Raw genomic sequence first — 20912 nt, 5'->3', positions numbered from 1 at the left:
CGCATCAAACGTAGAAAATTCTCTACATTCGATGCGTTACCATTAGATATTTTACGAGTGAATTTCGTGATAGATCTGATAGATTGCTTGCTTTTTATAGCCTAGCGCTTTAGCCACTTCTTTAATTGCGGTATTTGGTTTTTCGCCATATATTTCGATGCGATCGGCGACTTTTTGGCGAATTTGCTCCTCTGTCAAATGAACTTCTTCTGTTGTCTGCTCCTCAAGAGATTGGCCAGATACTAAAAGACAGCACTCGCCTTTGATTTCGTTGTCTTTAGCATATTCGGCTAGTTCTAGCAAAGTCCCACGAATAAATTCTTCATGGATTTTGGTTAATTCGCGACAAATCACGGCTTGGCGATTTTCCCCAAATACTTCTACCATATTCGCTAACGTACTTGCGATGCGATAGGGTGATTCATAAAAAATCATACTTGCAGGAAGTTGCGCTAAAGGAGTTAACGCTGCGACTTGCTCTTTTTTCTTACGCGGTAAAAAGCCATGGAAATAATTTGGTTGCGCGGATAAGCCTGATGCAATCAATGCAGTTAGGCCAGCGGTTGGTCCTGGCAAGGCAACAACTGGAATATCTGCTGCAATGCAAGCTTGGACTAATTCATGACCTGGATCGCTTATCGAGGGCATCCCTGCATCAGAGACTTGGGCAATCGACTGACCCGCAAGCAAGAGATCGACTAACTGCGGCACCCGTTCCTTATAATTATGCTCATGTAAACTTTTTTGTGGCGTAGAAATTTCAAAATGATTTAACAATTTTTGCGTATTACGTGTATCTTCGCTGGCAATTAAATCTACCTGTTTTAAAATTTCAACCGCTCTTTGTGTCATATCTAGCAGATTCCCAATTGGCGTCGGTACTAGATAGAGACAAGCGCTATTTTGATGATAACTTTTTTGCTTGGTTAACATTTTATCCCTCATTATTCACGATAAATGACTTCTAAACAAAAGGCACATGGTTCATCATTTGCTCTTCTTGAACCATATAAGTCATAACATACGTGAAAGCCTTCTTCGTAGATGTTTTCAAGATTTTTACGTGAAGTAGACAAAGCTTGCTTCATTTTTTTACTTGAATTTGGATTGGTTTGATTCATTTCCCGTAAATGCTCACGTAATTTTTGATTTTCCAATTCGAGCTCGGTATTTTTCTCGACCAACTCTTGGATGGATTGTTTCATTTTTTGTAATTTGGTTAGCATCTGGGATAAATCGGACTCAAATTCATCCAATCCATCATATAAATCACGTTTATCTAACTTCATCTTGCTCACCTACTTTACCACTTCTTCAATTTCATCTTGGGTATATTCCAAGGCAATTTCACGATTTGGGAATTTCACTTTGACGATGCGTGACAATAAGTTCAATTCCACCACTTTACCGATGCCTTCTGGTGTTTTGACTTGGGCTCCAAAATCAGGCATCTCTTTTTTAGCTAATTCATATTCATCATTTTCATATTTTAAACAACACATTAAACGTCCACATAAACCAGAAATCTTAGTTGGATTTAAAGATAAACCTTGATCTTTGGCCATCTTAATCGAAACGGGCATAAAATCTCCTAAAAAGGTCGAACAGCATAACGGACGACCACATGGACCAATCCCACCTAAAATCTTGGCTTCATCACGGACCCCAATTTGACGTAATTCAATCCGTGTTCTAAAGATACTGGCTAAATCCTTGACCAATTCGCGAAAATCCACGCGACCATCGGCAGTAAAATAAAAAATCATCTTAGAACGATCAAGGGTATATTCTACCTGCACTAACTTCATCACTAGTCCATGCTCATTAATTTTCTCTTTTGCAATGCTATACGCTTCTTTGGCATCTAACTCATTTTGATGTGCTTGATCTAAGTCAGCTTCACTCGCTAAAGAAATAACTGGTTTGATTTCTTCGGGCAAGTCTTCTTCGGCCATTTCACGATTTGGCAAAACAACAGTAGCTAAACAAGTCGCTTGCTGAGACTCAACAAGTACTTGGTCTTTATATTGATATTGTGTATGTCCTGGAGAAAAGTAATAAATATGGCCAGCTCGCTTATAACGAACACCTACTACTTGAACCATAATCCTCTTCCTTTACCTCAAAAATTTTATTGCTGTAGAAAATGCAAAACAAATTGTTCGATGACATTTTGAAAGGCAACGTTACTATTCAGCTTCATCTTTGCCTGCAATAAATCGGCCAATGCTTGATTATAAACAGTCTGCAAACTCCCTTGATTTTCATCGCGCAACGTACGAAACGCATACATTAATAAATCAAAAAATAATTGTTGCTGCTGTTTTTCTTTTGTTATTGGTATGATTTTTCGCTGCACATATACAAAGGCTGCAAAATCCCGATTTGTCAAATATTGGACAAATTGTTTTAAAACATCCCTAGCATCATTAAACCATTCATCGCGTGAGATTTCAACTGCTTTATCATAACTATTCGTTAAGTATGCTAGAATTTTCGCGGTATTTAAAGATAGACCAGCTTGCTGTAATTGCTCGATTAAATGCGTAGTCGACAAATGAAAATGAATAATCTGACAACGCGATTGAATCGTTGGTAAAATTTTGCCTATCGCACTTGTTTCTAACAAGAGCAACACTTGTCCAGAAGGCTCCTCTAAGAATTTCAGCAAACTATTCGCCGCTTGGACATTCATCGTTTCAGCATCAGAAAGAATAAAGATTTGTCGACCTGCTTCAAAGCCACGTTTTGCAAATTCTGTTTGTAGTTGTCGAATTTGATCCACTTTAATCGTTTGACCATCTGGTGTGACTTGATGAACATTGGGATGCTCATTATTTTCGATACGTAGACAATTGATACACGCATGACAAGGCTCGTTATCTTTTACATTCGTGCAATATAAACGTTTAGCTAACCAAAGACTTTCTTGGTGTTTTCCTGTGCCTTTTTCTCCTTCAAAAAGATAAGCATGAGCCAAGCGCCCATGCTCAATACTTTGTTTCATCAGAGAATGCACAGTAGGATTTAATTGTTCATCCATTACGCCATCCCCTTCTTTTTAAAAATGATGGAATCCTTCAACTGGCAAGACAAACACAGTTGCACCACCGACTTCAACTTCTAATGGATAAGGCATTGGTGAGTCAATGGATAAATCTAAGGACATAGGAGAAGTGATAAATTGTTTTCTAGATTGACAAGTTTTCTTAATCAAAGCTAGGACTTCCTCTACTCGTTCATCTTCTAAACCAATCATGAAAGTGGTGTTGCCCGCTTTTAAAAATCCACCAGTAGTCGATAATTTTGTGGCGCGCACATCAGCCTCAATAAATTCATTGGCTAGTCGATTACTATCCTTATCTTGAACAATCGCAATTATCATTTTCATCGCTATTCACCTCGTTTAAAAAATGTTGGGTTACTTTCCACAATTGCTGAAAAACTTGATTCAACAACTTCTTGTAAACTCATTTTAGCATCAATTCGATGAATACGCACTGGGTTTTCTTCTGCTAATTTTAGATAAGCATGACGCACCCGTTGATGGAACTCTAATCCTTCCAAATCCAAGCGATCCACATCTTGTTTGCGATGATTTTGAATACGTCTTAATCCCGTATCCGAATCAACATCCAGATATAAAGTAAAATCTGGTTCTAACCCTTCTGTGGCAAATTCATTGATTTGGGCAATTTCTTTTATTCCAATTCGTCGCCCTGCTCCTTGATAGGTTAAGGAACTATCTACAAAACGATCACAAATGACGATTTTTCCTTCATTTAACGCTGGTATGATTACCTCTACCAAATGTTGACGACGCGCTGCAGCATAGAGTAAGGCTTCTGTACGTTCATCCATTTGACGGTGATCTGGATTTAAGATAATTTGACGGATTTTTTCCGCAATCAATACGCCGCCTGGTTCACGGGTTTTAATGATTTCTTTTTTCGCAATCATTTGTAAACGTGGAAATAATTCATTTAAGACGGTGGTTTTCCCTGCGCCGTCTGGTCCTTCAATTGTAATAAATAAGCCGTTAGCCATAATTTCCTCCAATATCTTTTATAGCTCGCGACGGCCTTCTACCGCTTTGAGCAAGGTTACTTCATCCGCATACTCAATATCGCTTCCTACAGACAAACCATGAGCAAGACGGGTCACTTTAATGCCTGCTGGTTTAATCAGCCTAGATAGATACATTGCGGTTGCTTCTCCTTCTGTCGTTGCATTGGTCGCAATAATCACTTCTTTGACTCTTTCATCATGAAGTCGTGTTAAAAGCGATGGGATTTGAATATCTTCCGGTCCTGTGCCTTCCATCGGTGAAATGACCCCGTGTAAGACATGGTAAAGACCACGATATTCTTTCATTTTTTCTAACGCCATGACATCTTTGGGTTCTTCAACGACAAGAATCGTACTTTTATCGCGCGTTTCATCACTACAGATTTCACATGGATCTTCTTCCGTGATATTGCCGCACACACTACAAAAAGTTAAATCACGCTTGACACTTAAGAGCGATTTGGCAAATTCATTCACCACTTCTTCTTTCATATCAATCGTATGGAAAGCTAATCTTGTCGCTGTTTTCTGACCAATCCCCGGCAGATTCATATAACTTGCAATTAATCTGGCAATTGGTTCTGGATATTGCATCGTCTCATCCCTTTAATTAAAATCCTGGTAAGCCTTTCGTATATTTACCTAATGTATCTTCTTGGGCTTTTTTCGCTTTTTGTAAGGCATCATTCACGGCCATAATCACTAAATCCTGTAACATTTCTGGATCTTGATCATCAATAATAGCAGGATTAATTTCCAAATCTTTTAATTGTTGTTCACCTGTAACGGTAGCTTTGACATAATCATTGGTTGAAACACCGATGAAAGTTTGTTGATTTAAAGCTTCTTGAGCCGCCATCATTTCTTTTTGCATTTTCTTTACTTGTTTTAACATTCCTTGCATGTTGCCCGTTCCGCGCATCATAATGCTATCACTCCAAATTCTTCATTATTCTTCTATTTTCACTAAATCACCAAACAACTCTTGGGCTGTTTGGACCATTTTTTCCGTTTCTTGTTCTGGTGAGTTTGCTAATTCCTCTGCCATAAATTCATGATTTGGCTGCTGAGGTGTATCACCATTTGTTTGTTCATGCCCTGTTTTGTCAGTAGTTGCTGTTTTTTTAGCAAATTCATCTTTATGTAGGGTAATGAATTCACGTCTTAATTGTGGCCAGCTATCTGATGGGATAAAGACTAATTTCGGTGAATAATCTTTAATTAACAGACTGAGATAGTTCTGCATATCATTCAGTAGCGTTTGATCATTCGCTGCTTTATTACATAAAATTTCATAACCAAAGGAAATCACTAGGCCATCTGGAGAAGCTGCTTGCACTTTTGAAGCATGTAATAAAGCCCGTTGCGTTACTTGCAAGTGTTGCATCAATTCTTCCCAAACTTGATTCACAGCTTGCAAATCTTCACGAGTGGCTTTCGATAAGACGTCAAACACTTGTACTTTCGGAATCCGATATTGCACCGTACTTTGTGAAGTTGTGCTACGTTTCGGTTTATTTTCCGTCGGTGTGCTTCCTTGATTTTGCTTCAATTGCGAAACTTCTTTTTGCAAAGCTTGAATTTGCTGTTTTAATTGCTGCACCTCTTGTGAATCCATCGCAGGACTTGCACTCATTGCTTGTGAACCAACAGATAGACGAGGTGTTTGTGTAGGCTCACTTAATTTTACAATCGCCACTTCTAGATAAATAGTCGGATTCGTGACAAAGCGTAATTCATTTTGTGCCTTGGAAAGTATCTCTATCCATTGAAAAATTGTTTCTGGTGCTAATTCTTTGGCCAACTGATGAAAACTCTCAGTATAATTGGTTGCTTGCTGTGCTAAATAATCTGGTGCTTTTTGCGCAATTAATAAATCACGACAATAAACCAATAAATTTTCCAATAATCGTTTGGCTTCTTTTCCCGCTTGCAATAACTCTTTGACTGCAGTTAAGGCTTGTGCAGTTTCTTGTTTTTCGCAATAGGTCAATAGTTGCGCCATCACTTCATCGGATAAACTACCGGTCACACTCATTGCCGTCTGCAAATCAATGTGTTCAGGATGATAGGCAATAGCTTGATCCAATATACTTAACGCATCCCGCATCCCACCTTCAGCGCATCTAGCAATAAGTTGAAGTGCCTCTTGATCATAGGCAACTTGCTCTTGGTCCAATATATAGGCCAAATGCTCGCTTATTTCTGGAATTCCAATACGCTTAAAATCAAAACGTTGGGTCCGCGAAATAATGGTAGCCGGAATCTTATGCACTTCGGTTGTTGCCAGAATAAAGATGACATTCTTTTTAGGTTCTTCTAGCGTTTTTAATAAAGCATTGAAAGCCCCTGTTGAAAGCATGTGCACTTCATCGATGATATAGACTTTATACTTTGCTTGTGTCGGTGCATAATTCGCTCGATCACGAATCAAGCGGACTTCATCGACTCCGTTATTACTGGCCGCGTCCATTTCAATGACATCATCCAGCGTCCCTTGCGTAATTGAACGACAAATCTCACATTCGTTGCAAGGCTCGCCGTCTTTTTGATGAGGACAGTTGACCGCTTTTGCAAAAATCTTCGCCGCACTGGTTTTCCCTGTTCCTCGAGGGCCGGTAAATAAATAAGCATGCGATATCTGATCTTGTTTAATTGCGTTTTTTAATGTCTGCGTAATCGCCTGTTGTCCGACAATATCTGCAAATCTTTGTGAACGCCATACACGATACAACGCTTGATAACTCATTTTACCAGTCCCTTTCTGCGTCTATTTTTGAAATACGCTAATCTTTATTATACAAATTTTCGCCTCAAATAGCTAGGAAAAAATCAGTAATGTAGTCTCTAATCAGTTCAATTATACTTTCTAAAATGCATCACAATCTCTTATACCGTTTCATCCGTCTATTTCATCTATTCGTTCAATCATGAACCTTAATTGTATATTCCATACCTTATTTATCCTTTAATCTCATATAAATATCTTTATGTTGTTCGAGTTGTTTTTTCAATAATTTAAAATTTAGTTCCAAGATACGCTTTGTATTCTTTTTCTTTTCTGTATCCGTTTATTTATTATTACGCATACATTTTTCACTTTCATTTATTTATCTATAAGTACAATTTAGCATATATTCTAATATAAATCTTGTAGTTTTTGTACTGTGTATACATAAAAATAGAGAAGCCCTTCTGATACGATAAGGCTTCTCTTAATTATTATTCTTCTTAGTGGTTTATCCCACGCTACCTTCCATTTCGTAGCTGATTAAGCGATTAAGCTCAACGGCATATTCCATTGGTAGCTCTTTAGTAAATGGTTCCACAAATCCCATCACAATCATTTCTGTGGCTTCAGCTTCTGATAAACCGCGGCTCATCAAGTAGTAAAGTTGCTCTTCAGAAATTTTTGAGACTTTGGCTTCATGTTCTAGAGAGACTTGACTATTATGAATTTCGTTAAATGGAATGGTATCTGATTTCGATAATTCATCCATAATAATCGTATCACACTCAATATGTGAAATAGAGCCTTGAGAATTCTTGGCAAATTTCACTTGACCACGATAGTTTACTTCCCCACCGTCTTTTGAAATGGATTTAGAAACGATCGAACTTGAAGTATTTGGCGCATTGTGAATCATCTTCGCACCAGTATCTTGAATTTGGTTCGCACCAGCAAAAGCAATTGATAACATCGTTCCGCGTGCCCCTTGACCTTCAAGATAGACACTTGGATATTTCATTGTGGTTTTAGCACCAAGGTTACCATCAATCCATTCAACCGTCGCATTTTCTTCTGCACGCGCACGTTTAGTTACTAGGTTGTAAACATTATCAGACCAGTTTTGAATCGTTGTATAACGGCAATAAGCATCTTTAAGTGTAAAGATTTCCACAATCGCCGCATGCAAACTATTACTTGAATAAGTTGGCGCCGTACATCCTTCGACATAATGCACACTTGCTCCTTCATCTACAATAATCAAAGTACGTTCGAATTGACCAGTATTTTCGGCGTTAATTCTAAAGTAAGTTTGTAGCGGAATCTCACATTTGACTCCTTTTGGTACATAGATGAAAGTACCACCTGACCACACAGCTGAGTTTAAAGCTGCTAATTTATTATCTGTTGGAGGGACTAATTTTGCGAAATATTGCTTAAATAATTCCGGATATTCTTTCAAAGCAGAATCCGTATCCGTGAAAATAATACCTAGTTTCGCAAATTCATCCTTCATATTGTGATAAACAACTTCTGATTCGTATTGCGCAGAGGCTCCGGCTAAGTAGGCACGTTCTGCTTCTGGAATCCCAATCTTTTCAAAAGTATCTTTAATTTTATCTGGCACATCTTCCCATGAACGAGCTGGCTTATCACTAGGTTTTTGATAATATTTAATTTTATCAAACTCAATATCTGATAAGTCTGGGCCCCATTCTTGCATTTTCATTTTATGGAAGGTTTCTAATGATTTTAAGCGAAACTCTAACATCCAATCAGGTTCGCCTTTGACTCTTGAAATTTCACGAACGACTTCTTCTGTTAAGCCAGTTCCGGTACTATAAACGGGTTCGACATCATCGTGAAAACCAAATTTATATTCTTCTAACTCTGGTACGCCCACATCGATCACTCCTCATGTTTTATTTCTTCGGTAATTTTTGTTTCAGTTGGGTTGGCAATTGCTTTATCCAAGGCTTTCCAGGCTAAAGTGGCACATTTAATTCGAGCTGGGAATTTCGCCACACCAGAAAGCATACTTGCATCGCCTAATTCATCTTCTAAAGTAATTTCTTGTCCTTGAACCAATTCAGAAAAAGCAGCAGATAATTCTTTGGCTTGCTCGAGCGTTTTACCAATTACTGCATCGGTCATCATGGAAGCAGAGGCCGTCGAAATCGAACAACCATGCCCATGAAAAGCAATATCTTGAATCAAACCTTGATCATCAATCGCCAATTCTAAATGAATCACATCGCCACAAGTTGGATTATTTAGCTCGATTTGTTGACTCGATTGATCCAAAGTTCCGTGATGATGTGGATGACTAGAATGATCCAAAATAATTTGTCGATATAAGTTATCTAATTTAGATAGCGCCATTTGCAAAAAACTCCTTTGTTGCCAGAATCGCTGCCACTAATTGGTCGGCTTCTTCTTTGGTATTGTAAAAATAAAAACTTGCTCTAGCCGTCGCAAAACAGCCAAGTTCTTTAATTAAAGGTTGTGCACAATGATGGCCCGCTCTGACTGCAATCCCCTGCATATCTAAAGCAGAAGCAACATCATGTGGGTGCAGATGATCCAAATTAAAAGCAATCACCGCCGTATGTTCTGCTGGATTTTGCGGTCCATAAATGGTTAATCCGTCAATTTGTTGCAACTTTGGTAACAGCTCAGCGACAATGGCTTGCTCATATTCATGAATGGTTTGCATGCCAATTTTTTCTAAATAATCAATTGCTGCACCTAAACCAATCGCCCCGGCAATATTAGGGGTACCTGGCTCAAATTTCCAAGGTAAGTCAGTCCAAGTACTTTCATAAAGGTCAACAAAATCTATCATCTCACCGCCAAATGCCACGGGTTCCATTTTTTCAAGTAAGGCTTGTTTGCCATAAAGAACACCGATGCCTGTTGGGCCACACATTTTATGACCGCTAAAACAATAGAAGTCACAATCTAAATCTTGGACATCCACCGGCATATGTGCCACTGCTTGAGCTCCATCAACAACCATAATCGCTTGGTGTTGGTGAGCAAGTTGCGCAATTTCCTTCACTGGATTCACTGTCCCTAAAACATTAGAAACTTGCGCCAAAGCAACAATAGCTGTTTTTTCATTAATGATTGTTTTCGCTGCTTGTACGTCTAAATGACCATCAGCGGTTAAAGGAATATAGCGCAATACGGCCTGCTTGCGTTTGGCCAACTGTTGCCAAGGAATCAAATTCGCATGGTGTTCCATTTTCGAAATGACAATCTCATCCCCTGCTTGGATGAATTCACCATAACTTTGCGCAACGATATTTAAACTATCAGTTGTGCCTTTGGTAAAAATAATTTCTTTATTGCTATTGGCATGGATAAATTGTTGGACTTTTTTCCGCGCTGCTTCAAATTCGGCTGTTGCACGTTCTGCTAAAGTATGCACGCCCCGATGAACATTGGCATTATCATGTAAATAATAATGATTTAATACATCTAAGACAGCTTGCGGTTTTTGAGTCGTTGCTGCATTATCTAAATAAATGAGCGGCTCATCATTGACAATTTGATCAAGCACTGGAAAATCCGCGCGTATCTTCTTGGCATCAAAAGTTTCTGGCATTAAGCATTCAACTTCCCTTCGATGACATCTACTAATTCTTGTTGCACCGTTTTAATTGGAATAGCTGTTAAGACGCCACCTAAGAAACCACGGATGACTAAACGTTCGGCATCTGCTTTCTTCAAGCCACGACTCATCAAATAATACATTTCTTCAGGATCCACACGACCGACACTAGCTGCATGTCCTGCGGTAACTTCATTTTCATCAATTAATAAAATAGGGTTCGCATCGCCACGAGCTTGGTCAGAAAGCATTAATACACGGCTTTCTTGTTGGGCATCTGCTTGTTTAGCGCCCTTAATAATATGACCAATGCCGTTAAAAGTTAAGGTTCCTTTTTCACGAATAACACCATGTTGTAAGATATGACCCACTGAATAAGAAGCTTTATTCGTCACTCGTGTATCGATAGCTTGGACCTGTTTGCCTGCACTAATCGCTACAATTTTCACTTCTGCGTGTGAACCGACCCCTACTAAATCAGAATCAAAGTCAGCAACAATATTACCATCATTCATGATACCTAATGCCCAATCAATTGAAGCATCACGCATTAAATAGCCACGACGGTTCATATAAGCTGCGACATTTTCACCTAATTGGTCGATGGCAGAATATTTGACTTTCGCACCATCTTTGGCAATCACTTCAACTACGATATTACCAGCGATTTCTTTAGCTGCCTTACCTTGAGAGATAAAACGTTCTAAATAGCTAAATTCACTATTGGTATCTGCAACGATTAATAAATGTTTATAAAAATGCGCTTTAGAGTCCCCATTATGATAAAAAATCGCTTCAAAAGGTTCTTCTACTACGACATTTTTTGGTACATATAAGAACATCCCACTATTTAAGAATGCCATATGCGCAGCGGTTAGTTTATTTTCATCAAAAGGTACTGCTTTGGTCATTAGATATTGTTCGACCAATTCAGGCATTTCCTGTAAAGCTGTAAACAAATCGGTAAAGACTACCCCTTGTTCGATTAAATGTTGTGGTAATTGTTCAAAAATCGTTTGACTATCTTGTTGCACAAACATTGGATGATTATCGATTTGATCAAAACTGGTAACATTTTCACTATATGTTTCTTGACCATTTAACACATCTTCATCAATCGCTAATAAGGGCCAACGATGAAATTTCGCACGTTCGATTTGTGGTAAAGCTAATTCATTGATTTTAGCTAAGGCTTGTTGGCGAAGAGCAAGCATAAAGGCTGGTTCTTCTTTTAAAGCAGAAAAGACGTTGACTGCTTCTTGATATTCCATCAGATCTTTTTTCATTGATCGATTCCCCCTTACGCTTCGTCTTCTTTGTATTCAATACCTAATTCTTTACTGATACCGGCATATCCTTCTGCTTCAAGACGTTTAGCTAAATCAGCATCGCCAGTTAAGACCACACGTCCATCCATCATAATATGCACGACATCTGGTGTAATATAGTTTAATAAACGTTGATAGTGGGTAATGATTAAAGCCCCAAAGTCATCGCCACGCATCGCATTGACCCCTTTAGCAACTACTTTTAAGGCATCAATATCCAAACCAGAGTCAATTTCATCTAAAATCGCAAAGCTTGGTTCTAACATTAATAATTGTAGAATTTCATTACGTTTCTTTTCCCCACCTGAGAAGCCTTCGTTTAAGTAACGTTCAGCCATTTCTTCAGGCATATTTAATAAGTCCATCTTTTCATCTAATTTTTTCAAGAATTCGCGAACGGAAATCTTATCATCTTCCTCACGACGCGCATTGATGGCGGCACGCATAAATTCAGCATTGGTAATTCCTGGGATTTCACTTGGATATTGCATTGCTAAGAATAAACCTAAGCGCGCACGTTCATCCACTTCTAATTCTAAAATATTTTGGCCATCTAATAGAATTTCCCCTTGTGTCACTTCATAATTTGGGTTACCCATAATTGCAGCGGACAAGGTAGATTTCCCTGTTCCGTTTGGTCCCATAATGGCATGAATTTCACCTGTTTTTAACGTTAAATTCACGCCTTTTAAAATTTCCTTATCTTCAATTGAAACATGTAAGTCTTTAATTTCTAATGTTGACATCTCATTGCCCCCTTTTATAATGTTCTTTTTTATTTTAGACTAATTGAGAATGATATTCAAATCAATTGCACTCATTTCGCGAAAAAAATTTTTCTTTTTTAGAATAAATATAAAAAAAGAAAGTATTGTCTCTAGGATTTCCCTAAAAACTAATACTTTCTTCTATTTATGAATTACATCAATTATTCTTCTTCATTTAGTAAAGCTTTACGTGATAAATTAATACGTCCTTTATCATCGATTTCTGTTACTTTAACTAAGATTTCATCGCCTAGCTTCACGACATCTTCTACTTTGTTGACACGTTCATTGGCTAATTGAGAGATGTGTACTAAGCCATCTTTTCCTTTGATTAAGTTGACAAACGCACCGAATTTTTCAATACGAACGACTTTTCCAAGATAAACTTGGCCCACTTCTACTTCTTTAGTGATTTCTTCAATGATTTCAATCGCTTTGGCAATCATTTCAGCATCAGATGAAGCAATTGAGACATTTCCATCTTGGTCAATATCAATTTTTACGCCTGTTTGCTCAATGATATTATTGATTGTTTCGCCACCTTTACCGATGACATCTTTAATTTTCGCTGGATCGATTTGAATCATTTCAATCTTAGGCGCATATGGACTTAATTCTTTACGAGGTTCACTAATTGTTGAAGTTAACTCAGCTAAGATTTCCATACGCGCTTTTTTCGCTTGTTCTAAAGCTTCAGTTAAGATTTGTTCGGTAATCCCTTGAATCTTAATATCCATTTGTAAAGCGGTAATCCCGTCTTTTGTACCAGCTACTTTGAAGTCCATGTCCCCTAAATGGTCTTCTAAACCTTGGATATCGGTTAGGATTGTATAGTTTTCGCCATCAGAAACTAAGCCCATTGCAATACCAGCTACTGGCGCTTTGATTGGCACCCCTGCATCCATTAAAGCTAAGGTTCCGGCACAAATACTTGCTTGAGAAGATGAACCATTAGACTCCAATACTTCCGCAACTAAACGGATAGTGTAAGGGAAGTCTTTTTCACTAGGAATGACTTGCGCTAAAGCACGTTCGCCTAAAGCACCATGTCCGATTTCACGACGACCAGGAGAACCAGCACGACCAACAGACCCAACTGAAAATTGTGGGAAGTTATAGTGATGGATGAAACGTTTAGACTCTTGTACACCTAACCCATCGATTACTTGATGTTCACCCAATGGCGCTAAAGTACAAGCTGATAAGGCCTGAGTTTGGCCACGAGTAAATAAACCTGAACCATGCACGCGTGGTAATAAGGCTACTTCAGAAGATAATGGACGAATTTCATCTAGCTTACGACCATCTGGACGAATCTTATCAATCGTAATTAATTCACGAACGACATCTTTTTCTAAGTCTTCCGTAATTTGTTTCACTTCTTTTAATAATTGACTTGCTTCTTCTTCGTCTTCAATATCCGCGGCGATGGCTTCATATTCGGCAATAATCATCGCTTTGACGTTTTCGATTTCTTCTTCACGCGCTAATTTTTCTTCTGTTAAGACAGCGGTTTTCATTGTTTGGTAGTTTGCGTCATAAATAGCTTTTTTCAATTCTGGATCAAGTTGTAATAACACAACTTCCATCTTTTCTTTACCAACTTGGCTCACTACTTCTTCTTGGAACGCCACCATTTCTTTGATAGCTTCAAAACCAAATAATAATGCACCTAACATATCTTCTTCAGACACTTCTTTCGCGCCTGATTCTACCATGTTAATCGCTTTTTTCGTTCCGGCAACTGTTAAGTCGATATCCGATTGCTCTTGTTGTTCAATAGTAGGATTTAATACATATTCACCATTGACACGACCCACTTGAACACCAGCAATCGGTCCATCAAATGGGATATCTGAAATAGAAAGTGCTAAAGAGGAACCTAACATTGCGGCCATTGCTGGTGAGCAGTCTTGTTCCACACTCATAACGATATTTGTGACTTGCACTTCATTTCTAAAACCTTCCGCAAACATTGGACGGATAGGACGGTCAATCAAACGTGCAGTTAAGGTAGCTTCTGTCGATGGACGACCTTCACGTTTGATAAAGCCACCTGGAACTTTACCAACTGCGTACATTTTTTCTTCATAATTAATAGTTAATGGGAAGAAGTCAGCGTCTTTGGCTTCTTTTGAGGCAACTGCTGCACTTAGTACTACAGTATCTCCGTAACGAACTAAAACAGCACCATTGGCTTGTTTCGCTAATTGACCGATTTCAACTGATAGTGGGCGGCCTCCCCAAGTGGTTGAAAATACTTGTTTTGTCATAATGTTTCCTTTCTTACCGGGGGACTTGCTACTAAACAAAGGGAAACGCACAAAAATTTGTTCCCTTTCCTTTGGTTAGTAGTAAGACAAAGAAACCCCAGTGATAAAAATTTCAATCAATTTTATTCGTGGGCAAAGTTTCCCACTTGATAATTTCTTTATATTGTTTGGCAGCTAATCTATGTAACATAGAATTTTTCACCTTATACGCTTGCGTCAATATAAGCTGCTTCACAACCTTTCACAAAAAAAGTGAGATTCAGTGTGAACCTCACTTTTTCTTCTGAGTCGATTAACGACGTAATCCTAATGATTGGATTAATTCGCGGTAACGTTGCACATCTTTTTGACGTAAGTATGCTAATAAGTTACGACGGTGACCAACTTTTTTCATTAGTCCACGATATGAATGGTGGTCTTTTTTGTGTTGGCGAGCATGTTCATTTAGGTGGTTGATTTCTTCTGTTAATACAGCGATTTGTACTTCTGGAGAACCAGTGTCACCTTCATGACGTGCATATTTTTTCATGATTTCATTTTTTAATTCTTTTGAAATTGCCATTTCATTACACCTATCTTTCTAATATATTGCTCCGAAAACTGAGTAAAGCGTTGGTGATTCGCAAAACCAAGTAATGGAGGTGTTTTACACACAAGTCTAATTTACTTGATTTAACCCTAAATTGCAAGCATTTTTCATGAAAAACACGCTTTTTTCAAAATCAATCATTTTCTGTCAAGACTTATTCGTACATAACAGACAGCTTTATTACCTTTTTATTAAGGATATTACGTTTTTCTGAAAACGCAAGGAAAATTACTTGCAATTTCATTCGAAATCTCCTAAAATGTTTCAACATAAAGAGAAAGATTTTAGTTCTCTTTACTTTAATAATGATTTTGACTTTTTGAAAATAAAAATACATCTAGGAGGTAGAGTCATGCATTCAATTACTATTCAAGATTTCCAAGCAATTGTAGGAAATGAAGATGTTGTCGTATTAGACATTCGCGACAAAGCGGCGATTGCAGAATTTAGCTTACCAAATACTGTTGCAATGACTACAACAAGTTTACCTAATCGATTAAATGAATTAAACGCCGAAACTCAATATTACGTACTTAGCCATTCAGGTCGTCGTTCAGAGATTATCGCTGAATTTTTACGTAACAATGGTTTCCAAGCAACACACATTATCGGTGGCGTTAAAGCTTTCAAAAAAGCTGCATAGAGTTAACAATACCAAAAGAGGTCCTGCAAAATATCGCAGAACCTCTTTTTTTATCCTTCATCTGAGTTTTCAATTTCTTCATACAATCGTGAACGTGCTTGATACCATTGAAAGATATTGCTAATCACTACTTTTAATACAGCATAGGTCGGAATCCCTAAAACCACACCGACTAGACCAAATAATTTTCCTGAAGTTAATAATACAAATAGGATTGTAATTGGATGAACGGCTAATTGACTGCCTAAAACTAATGGTGAAATAAAACGTCCTTCAATCGTCTGCTCAATCACAAACACTACTAGGACTTTTACTAATAAAATAGGACCGCCTACAATACCTAAAATAATCGCAGGTACCATTGCTAAAAAGGATCCTAAATAGGGAATCAAATTTAAAAAGCCAGCAATCACTCCTAATGTAATTGCATAATCTAAGCCAATAACAGAAAAGCCAATGACAAACATTACCGCTACAGCAAAAGCCACCGTTAATTGTCCTCGAATATACGAAGCGATTTGATCATTTGCTTCACTTAAAATTTTTAAAGTAGGTTGACGTAATTTGGTTGGTAAAAATTGTACGATATAGGGCCCTAAATTCTTACCATCGCGCAATAAATAAAACAAAATAAACGGCATGGTAATTAATGAGATGACAATCGTTGCCAAAGTGCCAAAGAAACTGCCGATATTTTTAATCGTGACAGTCGATAAGTTTTTGACCAAATCAGTAATATTATCAAGTAATTTCTGACCTGAATCTTGAAACTCGGTCGTTAATTTATTTAAAGTTGGATCATTGAAAAATTTCATTCCTTCTTTTTGAATGGTTTCAATATATCCAGGTAGATGGTTGATAAAACTCATCGTCTGAGATTGGATGCTAGGGATAATGACGACTATTCCCCAAACAATCAAGGCAATCACGACAATAAATAAACCAATAATACTATAAACGCGCTTCACTCCTTTATTTTCTAACAAGTCCACAAGCGGATTCATCAAATAGTAAAGAATACCGGCCATAATAATCGGTAAGCCCACAACAGCTAAAAATTGCCAAACTGGCTCAAATAAATACGAAACCTTGGTAAATGTAAAGACTACTAATAAAAATAATAAGATATTTAGCAATACAGCTGTCATCTGATTATTTAGAAACCATCGCCAAAACCAAGAAATCTTTCCCTGATGCTTTGATTCCTGCATGCTCTTTTCCCCCTATTCTTCGTAGGTAATCATCATTCCTTCTGATAATTTAGGGAATACATAAGGTTTGACATAAATCATGCTTGAAATCATCTTATCCTCATCAACTGGATTAAATGAAATATTGACATGACTCAATTCATGCATGTTATGTTCCACTGCATTTCCCACTTTTTCTACATAATACACTTGATCGCCAAATTTTAACTCCATCCCAGGAACGATTTTTGCTTCTTTATCGATGAATTCTTGAATCACTGCGTAATCTTTTAAGACCGATGTGGCTTTTTTGCCAAATAAAATTAAAATATTTTCGGTGGTTGTTGCTACCATTTCACCTATCGAAATAATCTTTGCTTGTGCCATTAAACATTCCCTCTGTTCTCTAATTTTTCTTTATTATATCATATTTCATTTCATATGAGTAAATTCATGTTTTTTATGGTACAATATTTTTATAAAAGTTATTGGAGGTCTGATTATGCAAGAAAAGATTTTTTTAGGCACATATACTAAAAAGAAAAGTCAAGGTATCTATACTGTTGAACTAGATACAGACAAGAAAGAACTAACAAATTTAACTTTGTTTACTAAAGAAAGTGGTCCTACATTTGTTGCTTTAAGCGAAAAAGGAAATTTATATAATGTAACTAGTGTAGATGGCAATGGCGGTGTCGCTAGTTATTCAAAAGATGGCAAACTATTGAATACGGTTACTTCTCCAGGTGCTTCTCCTTGCTATGTAGCGGTGGATGAAGATCGCCAATTAGTCTTTAGCGCAAATTACCATAAAGGACAAGTTGCTGTTTATAAAATTGAAGCAGATGGCAGCTTAACGTTAACCGACGAAGTAACCCATACAGATCCGACTGGCAGCCACGAAAACCAAGACAAACCTCATGCGCACTATGCCGATTTAACACCTGACCATCGCCTAGTTGCTTGTGATTTAGGAACTGATACTGTTTATACTTATGATTTAAGTGCTGATGGCAAATTAAGTTTAGCAAGCAAGTTAAAAGTAGCCGATAAAACTGGCCCTAGACATCTCACTTTCCATCCAACACTAGATATCGCTTATTTATTCGGTGAATTAAATAGTACCATTAGTGTCTTAGCTTATAATCGTGCCGATGGTCATTTTGAAGTATTGGCCACTTACCCAACATTACCTGCTGATTACGAAGGTTTTAATAGTGGTTCTGCTGTTAAAGTAACCAAAGACGGCAAATTCTTATATGGTTCCAACCGTGGCGATAACTCGATTGTTGTCTTTGCGATTGCTGAAGATGGACGTAGCTTAACCTTTATTGAACGCGTAGATACTTATGGTGACTTTCCTCGCGACTTTTCTTTAAACCCAAGTGAAGAATTTTTAGTTTGTGCACACCAAAATTCTGATAATCTTACTTTATATCAACGTGATGCCCAAACCGGAAAATTAACCTTACTGCAAAAAGATGTCTTTGCACCAGAAGCAGTTTGTGTCAAATTTGTATAGAGAGGATGAAGCTGAATGTTTTCAAAAACGCCCGTAGAATTATTAGTGAAAGATGCCTCAAATATCTATAATAAATGTCAATCTCTACTAGAACTTGTTCAAAACCGACGTTATGATGAAAATCTCGTAATTCTAACTACCGCTGAGGTCTATGCAATTGCTGAAAAACTATATCTTCGCTGTGATACCTTTACTGAGTTACAAACAGATGAAATCAGCAACTATATCAATGCATTCGATGATTTTTATTTCCAATTGAAACAAATTCTATTCCATGATAAGGATGATTATGAATTGTTAGCGAGTCATCTTGAACGCATGAATGTATGCTTTGAAAAACTTTATAAATTATATGACTTATTCTAAGGTGGACAAACAAATGACATTACAAGAAGTACTTGATAGATTACGTAAAGACTTAGACATGCCTAAATTTTATGCTCCGTTAAAAGATAAAGAGTATACTGAAGAGGAATATCAAAAATTAAAAGAAGATTTACTTGATTATTATCGCAATTATGTCGATAATTTTGAACATTAATTCTTCTCAAAAAACGCATCTACTGCTTTAGTAGGTGCGTTTTTGTGTGTTTGTTAAGAGCAAAATATCTCTCGACGAAAAATTAGAATTAGATTAAAAAAATAGTGAACTTCTTCATTTTTGTTCATTTTCATGATATATTCAGTAAAAATCTGAAAGGTGGATGCCTCTTGTTAGAATTTTTAAAAGATTTATCTCTAATTAAGCGAATAGCCTTAGGGATAGTGCTCGGAATTATTTTTGGAATGTTTTTGCCTAAATGGACTTTTATTACTATTTTTGGGAATCTGTTTGTTAGTGCCCTAAAAGCCATCGCTCCAATTCTTGTATTTATTTTAATCTTATCCTCTATTTCCCAACATAATAGCGAAAAAAAAAGTTATCTCAAACCAGTCATTACTTTATATTTAACCGCAACATTGCTAGCGTCGATGGTTGCAGTATTAGCAAGTTTTCTATTTCCGGTTACAATCGCTTTACAACATACCGCTGGAAAACAAACAGCCCCTCAATCCTTAAATGAGGTCTTAAATACTATTTTAACCAATATTGTACAAAATCCTTTACAAGCCATGATTGATGGTAACTATTTAGCGGTCCTTTTTTGGTCAGCATTAATTGGATTTGCTTTACGCTTAGCTAGTCCTGCTGTCAAAAAAGCAACTCATGAAATTGCACAGGCGATTACACTCGTTGTCCAACTCATAATCTCATTTGCACCAGTTGGTATTTTTGGTTTAGTTTTCCAATCAGTTGCTACTACTGGTTTAAAGGGGTTACTTCAATATGGTCAACTACTCTTAGTCTTAATTGGGTCTATGTTGACAGTCGCTTTGATTGTTTATCCTATCATGGTTTACTTTTTGATTCGTCAAAACCCTTACCCCCTTGTTTTCTATTGCTTAAAAAATAGTGCAGTTCCCGCTTTTTTCACTCGAAGTTCAGCAGCCAATATACCTATCAACATGCTTTTGGCTAAGAAGATAGGTTTAACTGAATCATCTTACTCAATCTCCTTGCCATTAGGAGCAACAATCAATATGGGAGGGGCTGCCGTCACGATTTCTACAATGACTCTAGCGGCTGTACACACATTAGGAATTCAAGTATCGCCTGTTTTGACCCTTATTCTCTGTATCCTGTCAGCCTTAAGTGCTTGTGGTGCAAGCGGCATTGCAGGTGGTTCCTTACTCTTGATTCCATTAGCTTGTAGTTTATTTGGTATTTCAAATGATATTGCTATCCAAGTAGTTGGTGTAGGCTTTATTATCGGAGTAATCCAAGATGCTATCGAAACAGCAGTCAATTCATCCAGTGATATTCTATTCACAGCTGCAGCGGAGTTTCGTGATTTGCGTAAAAACAATCAAGATCTTCAATTGAGAGAACGGCTAAGTGAATAATAATAGCCACTGCTGCTTCAATACTACTCCCTATAAAAAAGATATTACAAAAAATACCTGAACAAAAATTTCCAAAAGTATTTCTTGACGATTTTTAAATATCATATTTACAAAAGACAACAATCCGAATGTTGGTTCTATGATATTTAGTGTTGTTACTCAAATTGAGGATAACGCTGAATATCTTTTTTGTTTGAAACAATAGAAAAAGACATCTGTTTCCTCTATAATTAAGTCGACCAAA

General features: G+C 37.3%; 23 protein-coding genes. 5 read left to right on the top strand and 18 right to left on the bottom strand.

Translation table 11 applies throughout. The features are described from left to right. Window positions 1–51: 51 nt before the first annotated feature. The 16 genes from rsmI to rpsO all read right to left on the bottom strand — a co-directional run bounded on the left by rsmI (window position 52) and on the right by rpsO (window position 15342). On the bottom strand, window positions 52–933 hold the full coding sequence (gene rsmI / locus ACTQZM_RS07555; RefSeq protein WP_441653370.1) for a 16S rRNA (cytidine(1402)-2'-O)-methyltransferase: 882 nt from the start codon (window positions 931–933) through the stop codon (window positions 52–54). Window positions 934–944: 11 nt separating this feature from the next. Then, on the bottom strand, window positions 945–1289 hold the full coding sequence (locus ACTQZM_RS07550; RefSeq protein WP_047242331.1) for a DNA replication initiation control protein YabA: 345 nt from the start codon (window positions 1287–1289) through the stop codon (window positions 945–947). A 9-nt stretch (window positions 1290–1298) separates the two neighbouring features. Continuing rightward, complete coding sequence (locus ACTQZM_RS07545; protein ID WP_441653369.1) at window positions 1299–2105, bottom strand: PSP1 domain-containing protein; 807 nt, start codon at window positions 2103–2105, stop codon at window positions 1299–1301. Window positions 2106–2131: 26 nt separating this feature from the next. Continuing rightward, window positions 2132–3043 (bottom strand): DNA polymerase III subunit delta', encoded by a 912-nt coding sequence (gene holB, locus ACTQZM_RS07540; RefSeq protein WP_441653368.1) that lies wholly within the window; start codon window positions 3041–3043, stop codon window positions 2132–2134. 18 nt (window positions 3044–3061) lie between these two features. After that, window positions 3062–3391 (bottom strand): cyclic-di-AMP receptor, encoded by a 330-nt coding sequence (locus tag ACTQZM_RS07535; protein WP_016251136.1) that lies wholly within the window; start codon window positions 3389–3391, stop codon window positions 3062–3064. 2 nt (window positions 3392–3393) lie between these two features. After that, window positions 3394–4047 carry a dTMP kinase gene (gene tmk / locus ACTQZM_RS07530; protein ID WP_441653367.1) on the bottom strand — a complete coding sequence of 218 codons (654 nt, stop codon included), beginning with the start codon at window positions 4045–4047 and terminating at the stop codon, window positions 3394–3396. Between the two features lie 18 nt (window positions 4048–4065). Beyond that, window positions 4066–4662 (bottom strand): recombination mediator RecR, encoded by a 597-nt coding sequence (gene recR / locus ACTQZM_RS07525; protein WP_047242327.1) that lies wholly within the window; start codon window positions 4660–4662, stop codon window positions 4066–4068. 16 nt (window positions 4663–4678) lie between these two features. Continuing rightward, the gene (locus tag ACTQZM_RS07520) at window positions 4679–4993 is read right to left on the bottom strand and encodes a YbaB/EbfC family nucleoid-associated protein (protein ID WP_441653366.1); all 315 of its coding nucleotides are present in this window, start codon (window positions 4991–4993) and stop codon (window positions 4679–4681) included. Window positions 4994–5017: 24 nt separating this feature from the next. Beyond that, window positions 5018–6817 (bottom strand): DNA polymerase III subunit gamma/tau, encoded by a 1800-nt coding sequence (gene dnaX / locus ACTQZM_RS07515; protein ID WP_441653365.1) that lies wholly within the window; start codon window positions 6815–6817, stop codon window positions 5018–5020. Between the two features lie 490 nt (window positions 6818–7307). Further along, complete coding sequence (sufB, locus tag ACTQZM_RS07510) at window positions 7308–8699, bottom strand: Fe-S cluster assembly protein SufB (protein WP_047334238.1); 1392 nt, start codon at window positions 8697–8699, stop codon at window positions 7308–7310. A gap of 5 nt (window positions 8700–8704) precedes the next feature. Further along, window positions 8705–9178 carry a Fe-S cluster assembly sulfur transfer protein SufU gene (gene sufU, locus ACTQZM_RS07505; RefSeq protein ID WP_016251080.1) on the bottom strand — a complete coding sequence of 158 codons (474 nt, stop codon included), beginning with the start codon at window positions 9176–9178 and terminating at the stop codon, window positions 8705–8707. Continuing rightward, entirely contained in the window at window positions 9165–10406 is a 1242-nt protein-coding gene (locus ACTQZM_RS07500; RefSeq protein ID WP_441653364.1) for a cysteine desulfurase, read from the bottom strand. Before ACTQZM_RS07500 ends, sufU begins: the two co-directional genes overlap by 14 nt. After that, window positions 10406–11698 carry a Fe-S cluster assembly protein SufD gene (sufD, locus tag ACTQZM_RS07495; protein ID WP_441653363.1) on the bottom strand — a complete coding sequence of 431 codons (1293 nt, stop codon included), beginning with the start codon at window positions 11696–11698 and terminating at the stop codon, window positions 10406–10408. The genes ACTQZM_RS07500 and sufD overlap by 1 nt, the downstream gene beginning before the upstream one ends. 14 nt (window positions 11699–11712) lie before the next feature. Beyond that, window positions 11713–12486 (bottom strand): Fe-S cluster assembly ATPase SufC, encoded by a 774-nt coding sequence (gene sufC, locus ACTQZM_RS07490; protein WP_016251077.1) that lies wholly within the window; start codon window positions 12484–12486, stop codon window positions 11713–11715. A 182-nt stretch (window positions 12487–12668) separates the two neighbouring features. Next, a complete protein-coding gene (pnp, locus tag ACTQZM_RS07485; protein WP_171311344.1) occupies window positions 12669–14780 on the bottom strand; it encodes a polyribonucleotide nucleotidyltransferase in 2112 nt (703 codons plus the stop codon). 292 nt (window positions 14781–15072) lie between these two features. Further along, on the bottom strand, window positions 15073–15342 hold the full coding sequence (gene rpsO / locus ACTQZM_RS07480) for a 30S ribosomal protein S15 (RefSeq protein ID WP_016251075.1): 270 nt from the start codon (window positions 15340–15342) through the stop codon (window positions 15073–15075). 379 nt (window positions 15343–15721) lie between these two features. Between rpsO and ACTQZM_RS07475 the strand changes: the two genes are divergently transcribed. Next, entirely contained in the window at window positions 15722–16012 is a 291-nt protein-coding gene (locus tag ACTQZM_RS07475; RefSeq protein ID WP_047242739.1) for a rhodanese-like domain-containing protein, read from the top strand. A 50-nt stretch (window positions 16013–16062) separates the two neighbouring features. Here the strand turns inward: ACTQZM_RS07475 and ACTQZM_RS07470 are convergent, their stop codons facing one another. Continuing rightward, the gene (locus ACTQZM_RS07470; RefSeq protein ID WP_087402183.1) at window positions 16063–17223 is read right to left on the bottom strand and encodes an AI-2E family transporter; all 1161 of its coding nucleotides are present in this window, start codon (window positions 17221–17223) and stop codon (window positions 16063–16065) included. A 12-nt stretch (window positions 17224–17235) separates the two neighbouring features. Continuing rightward, window positions 17236–17589, bottom strand: coding sequence for a PTS glucitol/sorbitol transporter subunit IIA (locus ACTQZM_RS07465; protein WP_441653362.1), 354 nt, complete (start codon window positions 17587–17589; stop codon window positions 17236–17238). Between the two features lie 115 nt (window positions 17590–17704). Here ACTQZM_RS07465 and ACTQZM_RS07460 point away from each other — a divergent pair, with 115 nt between their 5' ends. From ACTQZM_RS07460 to sstT, 4 genes are all read left to right on the top strand, one after another. After that, window positions 17705–18724: a lactonase family protein gene (locus ACTQZM_RS07460; RefSeq protein ID WP_047342162.1), complete on the top strand. Its 1020-nt coding sequence runs from the start codon at window positions 17705–17707 to the stop codon at window positions 18722–18724. A 15-nt stretch (window positions 18725–18739) separates the two neighbouring features. Continuing rightward, window positions 18740–19090 (top strand): hypothetical protein, encoded by a 351-nt coding sequence (locus tag ACTQZM_RS07455; RefSeq protein WP_113837009.1) that lies wholly within the window; start codon window positions 18740–18742, stop codon window positions 19088–19090. A gap of 13 nt (window positions 19091–19103) precedes the next feature. Then, on the top strand, window positions 19104–19265 hold the full coding sequence (locus tag ACTQZM_RS07450) for a hypothetical protein (RefSeq protein ID WP_205247306.1): 162 nt from the start codon (window positions 19104–19106) through the stop codon (window positions 19263–19265). Between the two features lie 170 nt (window positions 19266–19435). Further along, a complete protein-coding gene (sstT, locus tag ACTQZM_RS07445; RefSeq protein WP_113783728.1) occupies window positions 19436–20668 on the top strand; it encodes a serine/threonine transporter SstT in 1233 nt (410 codons plus the stop codon). Window positions 20669–20912: the final 244 nt, after the last annotated feature.

The organism is Enterococcus cecorum, from assembly GCF_052119425.1.
In the GTDB taxonomy this organism is placed as follows: domain Bacteria; phylum Bacillota; class Bacilli; order Lactobacillales; family Enterococcaceae; genus Enterococcus_E; species Enterococcus_E cecorum_C.
The sequence above is the reverse complement of the archived record's forward strand: the minus strand, read 5'-3'. Positions and strand labels throughout refer to the sequence as shown.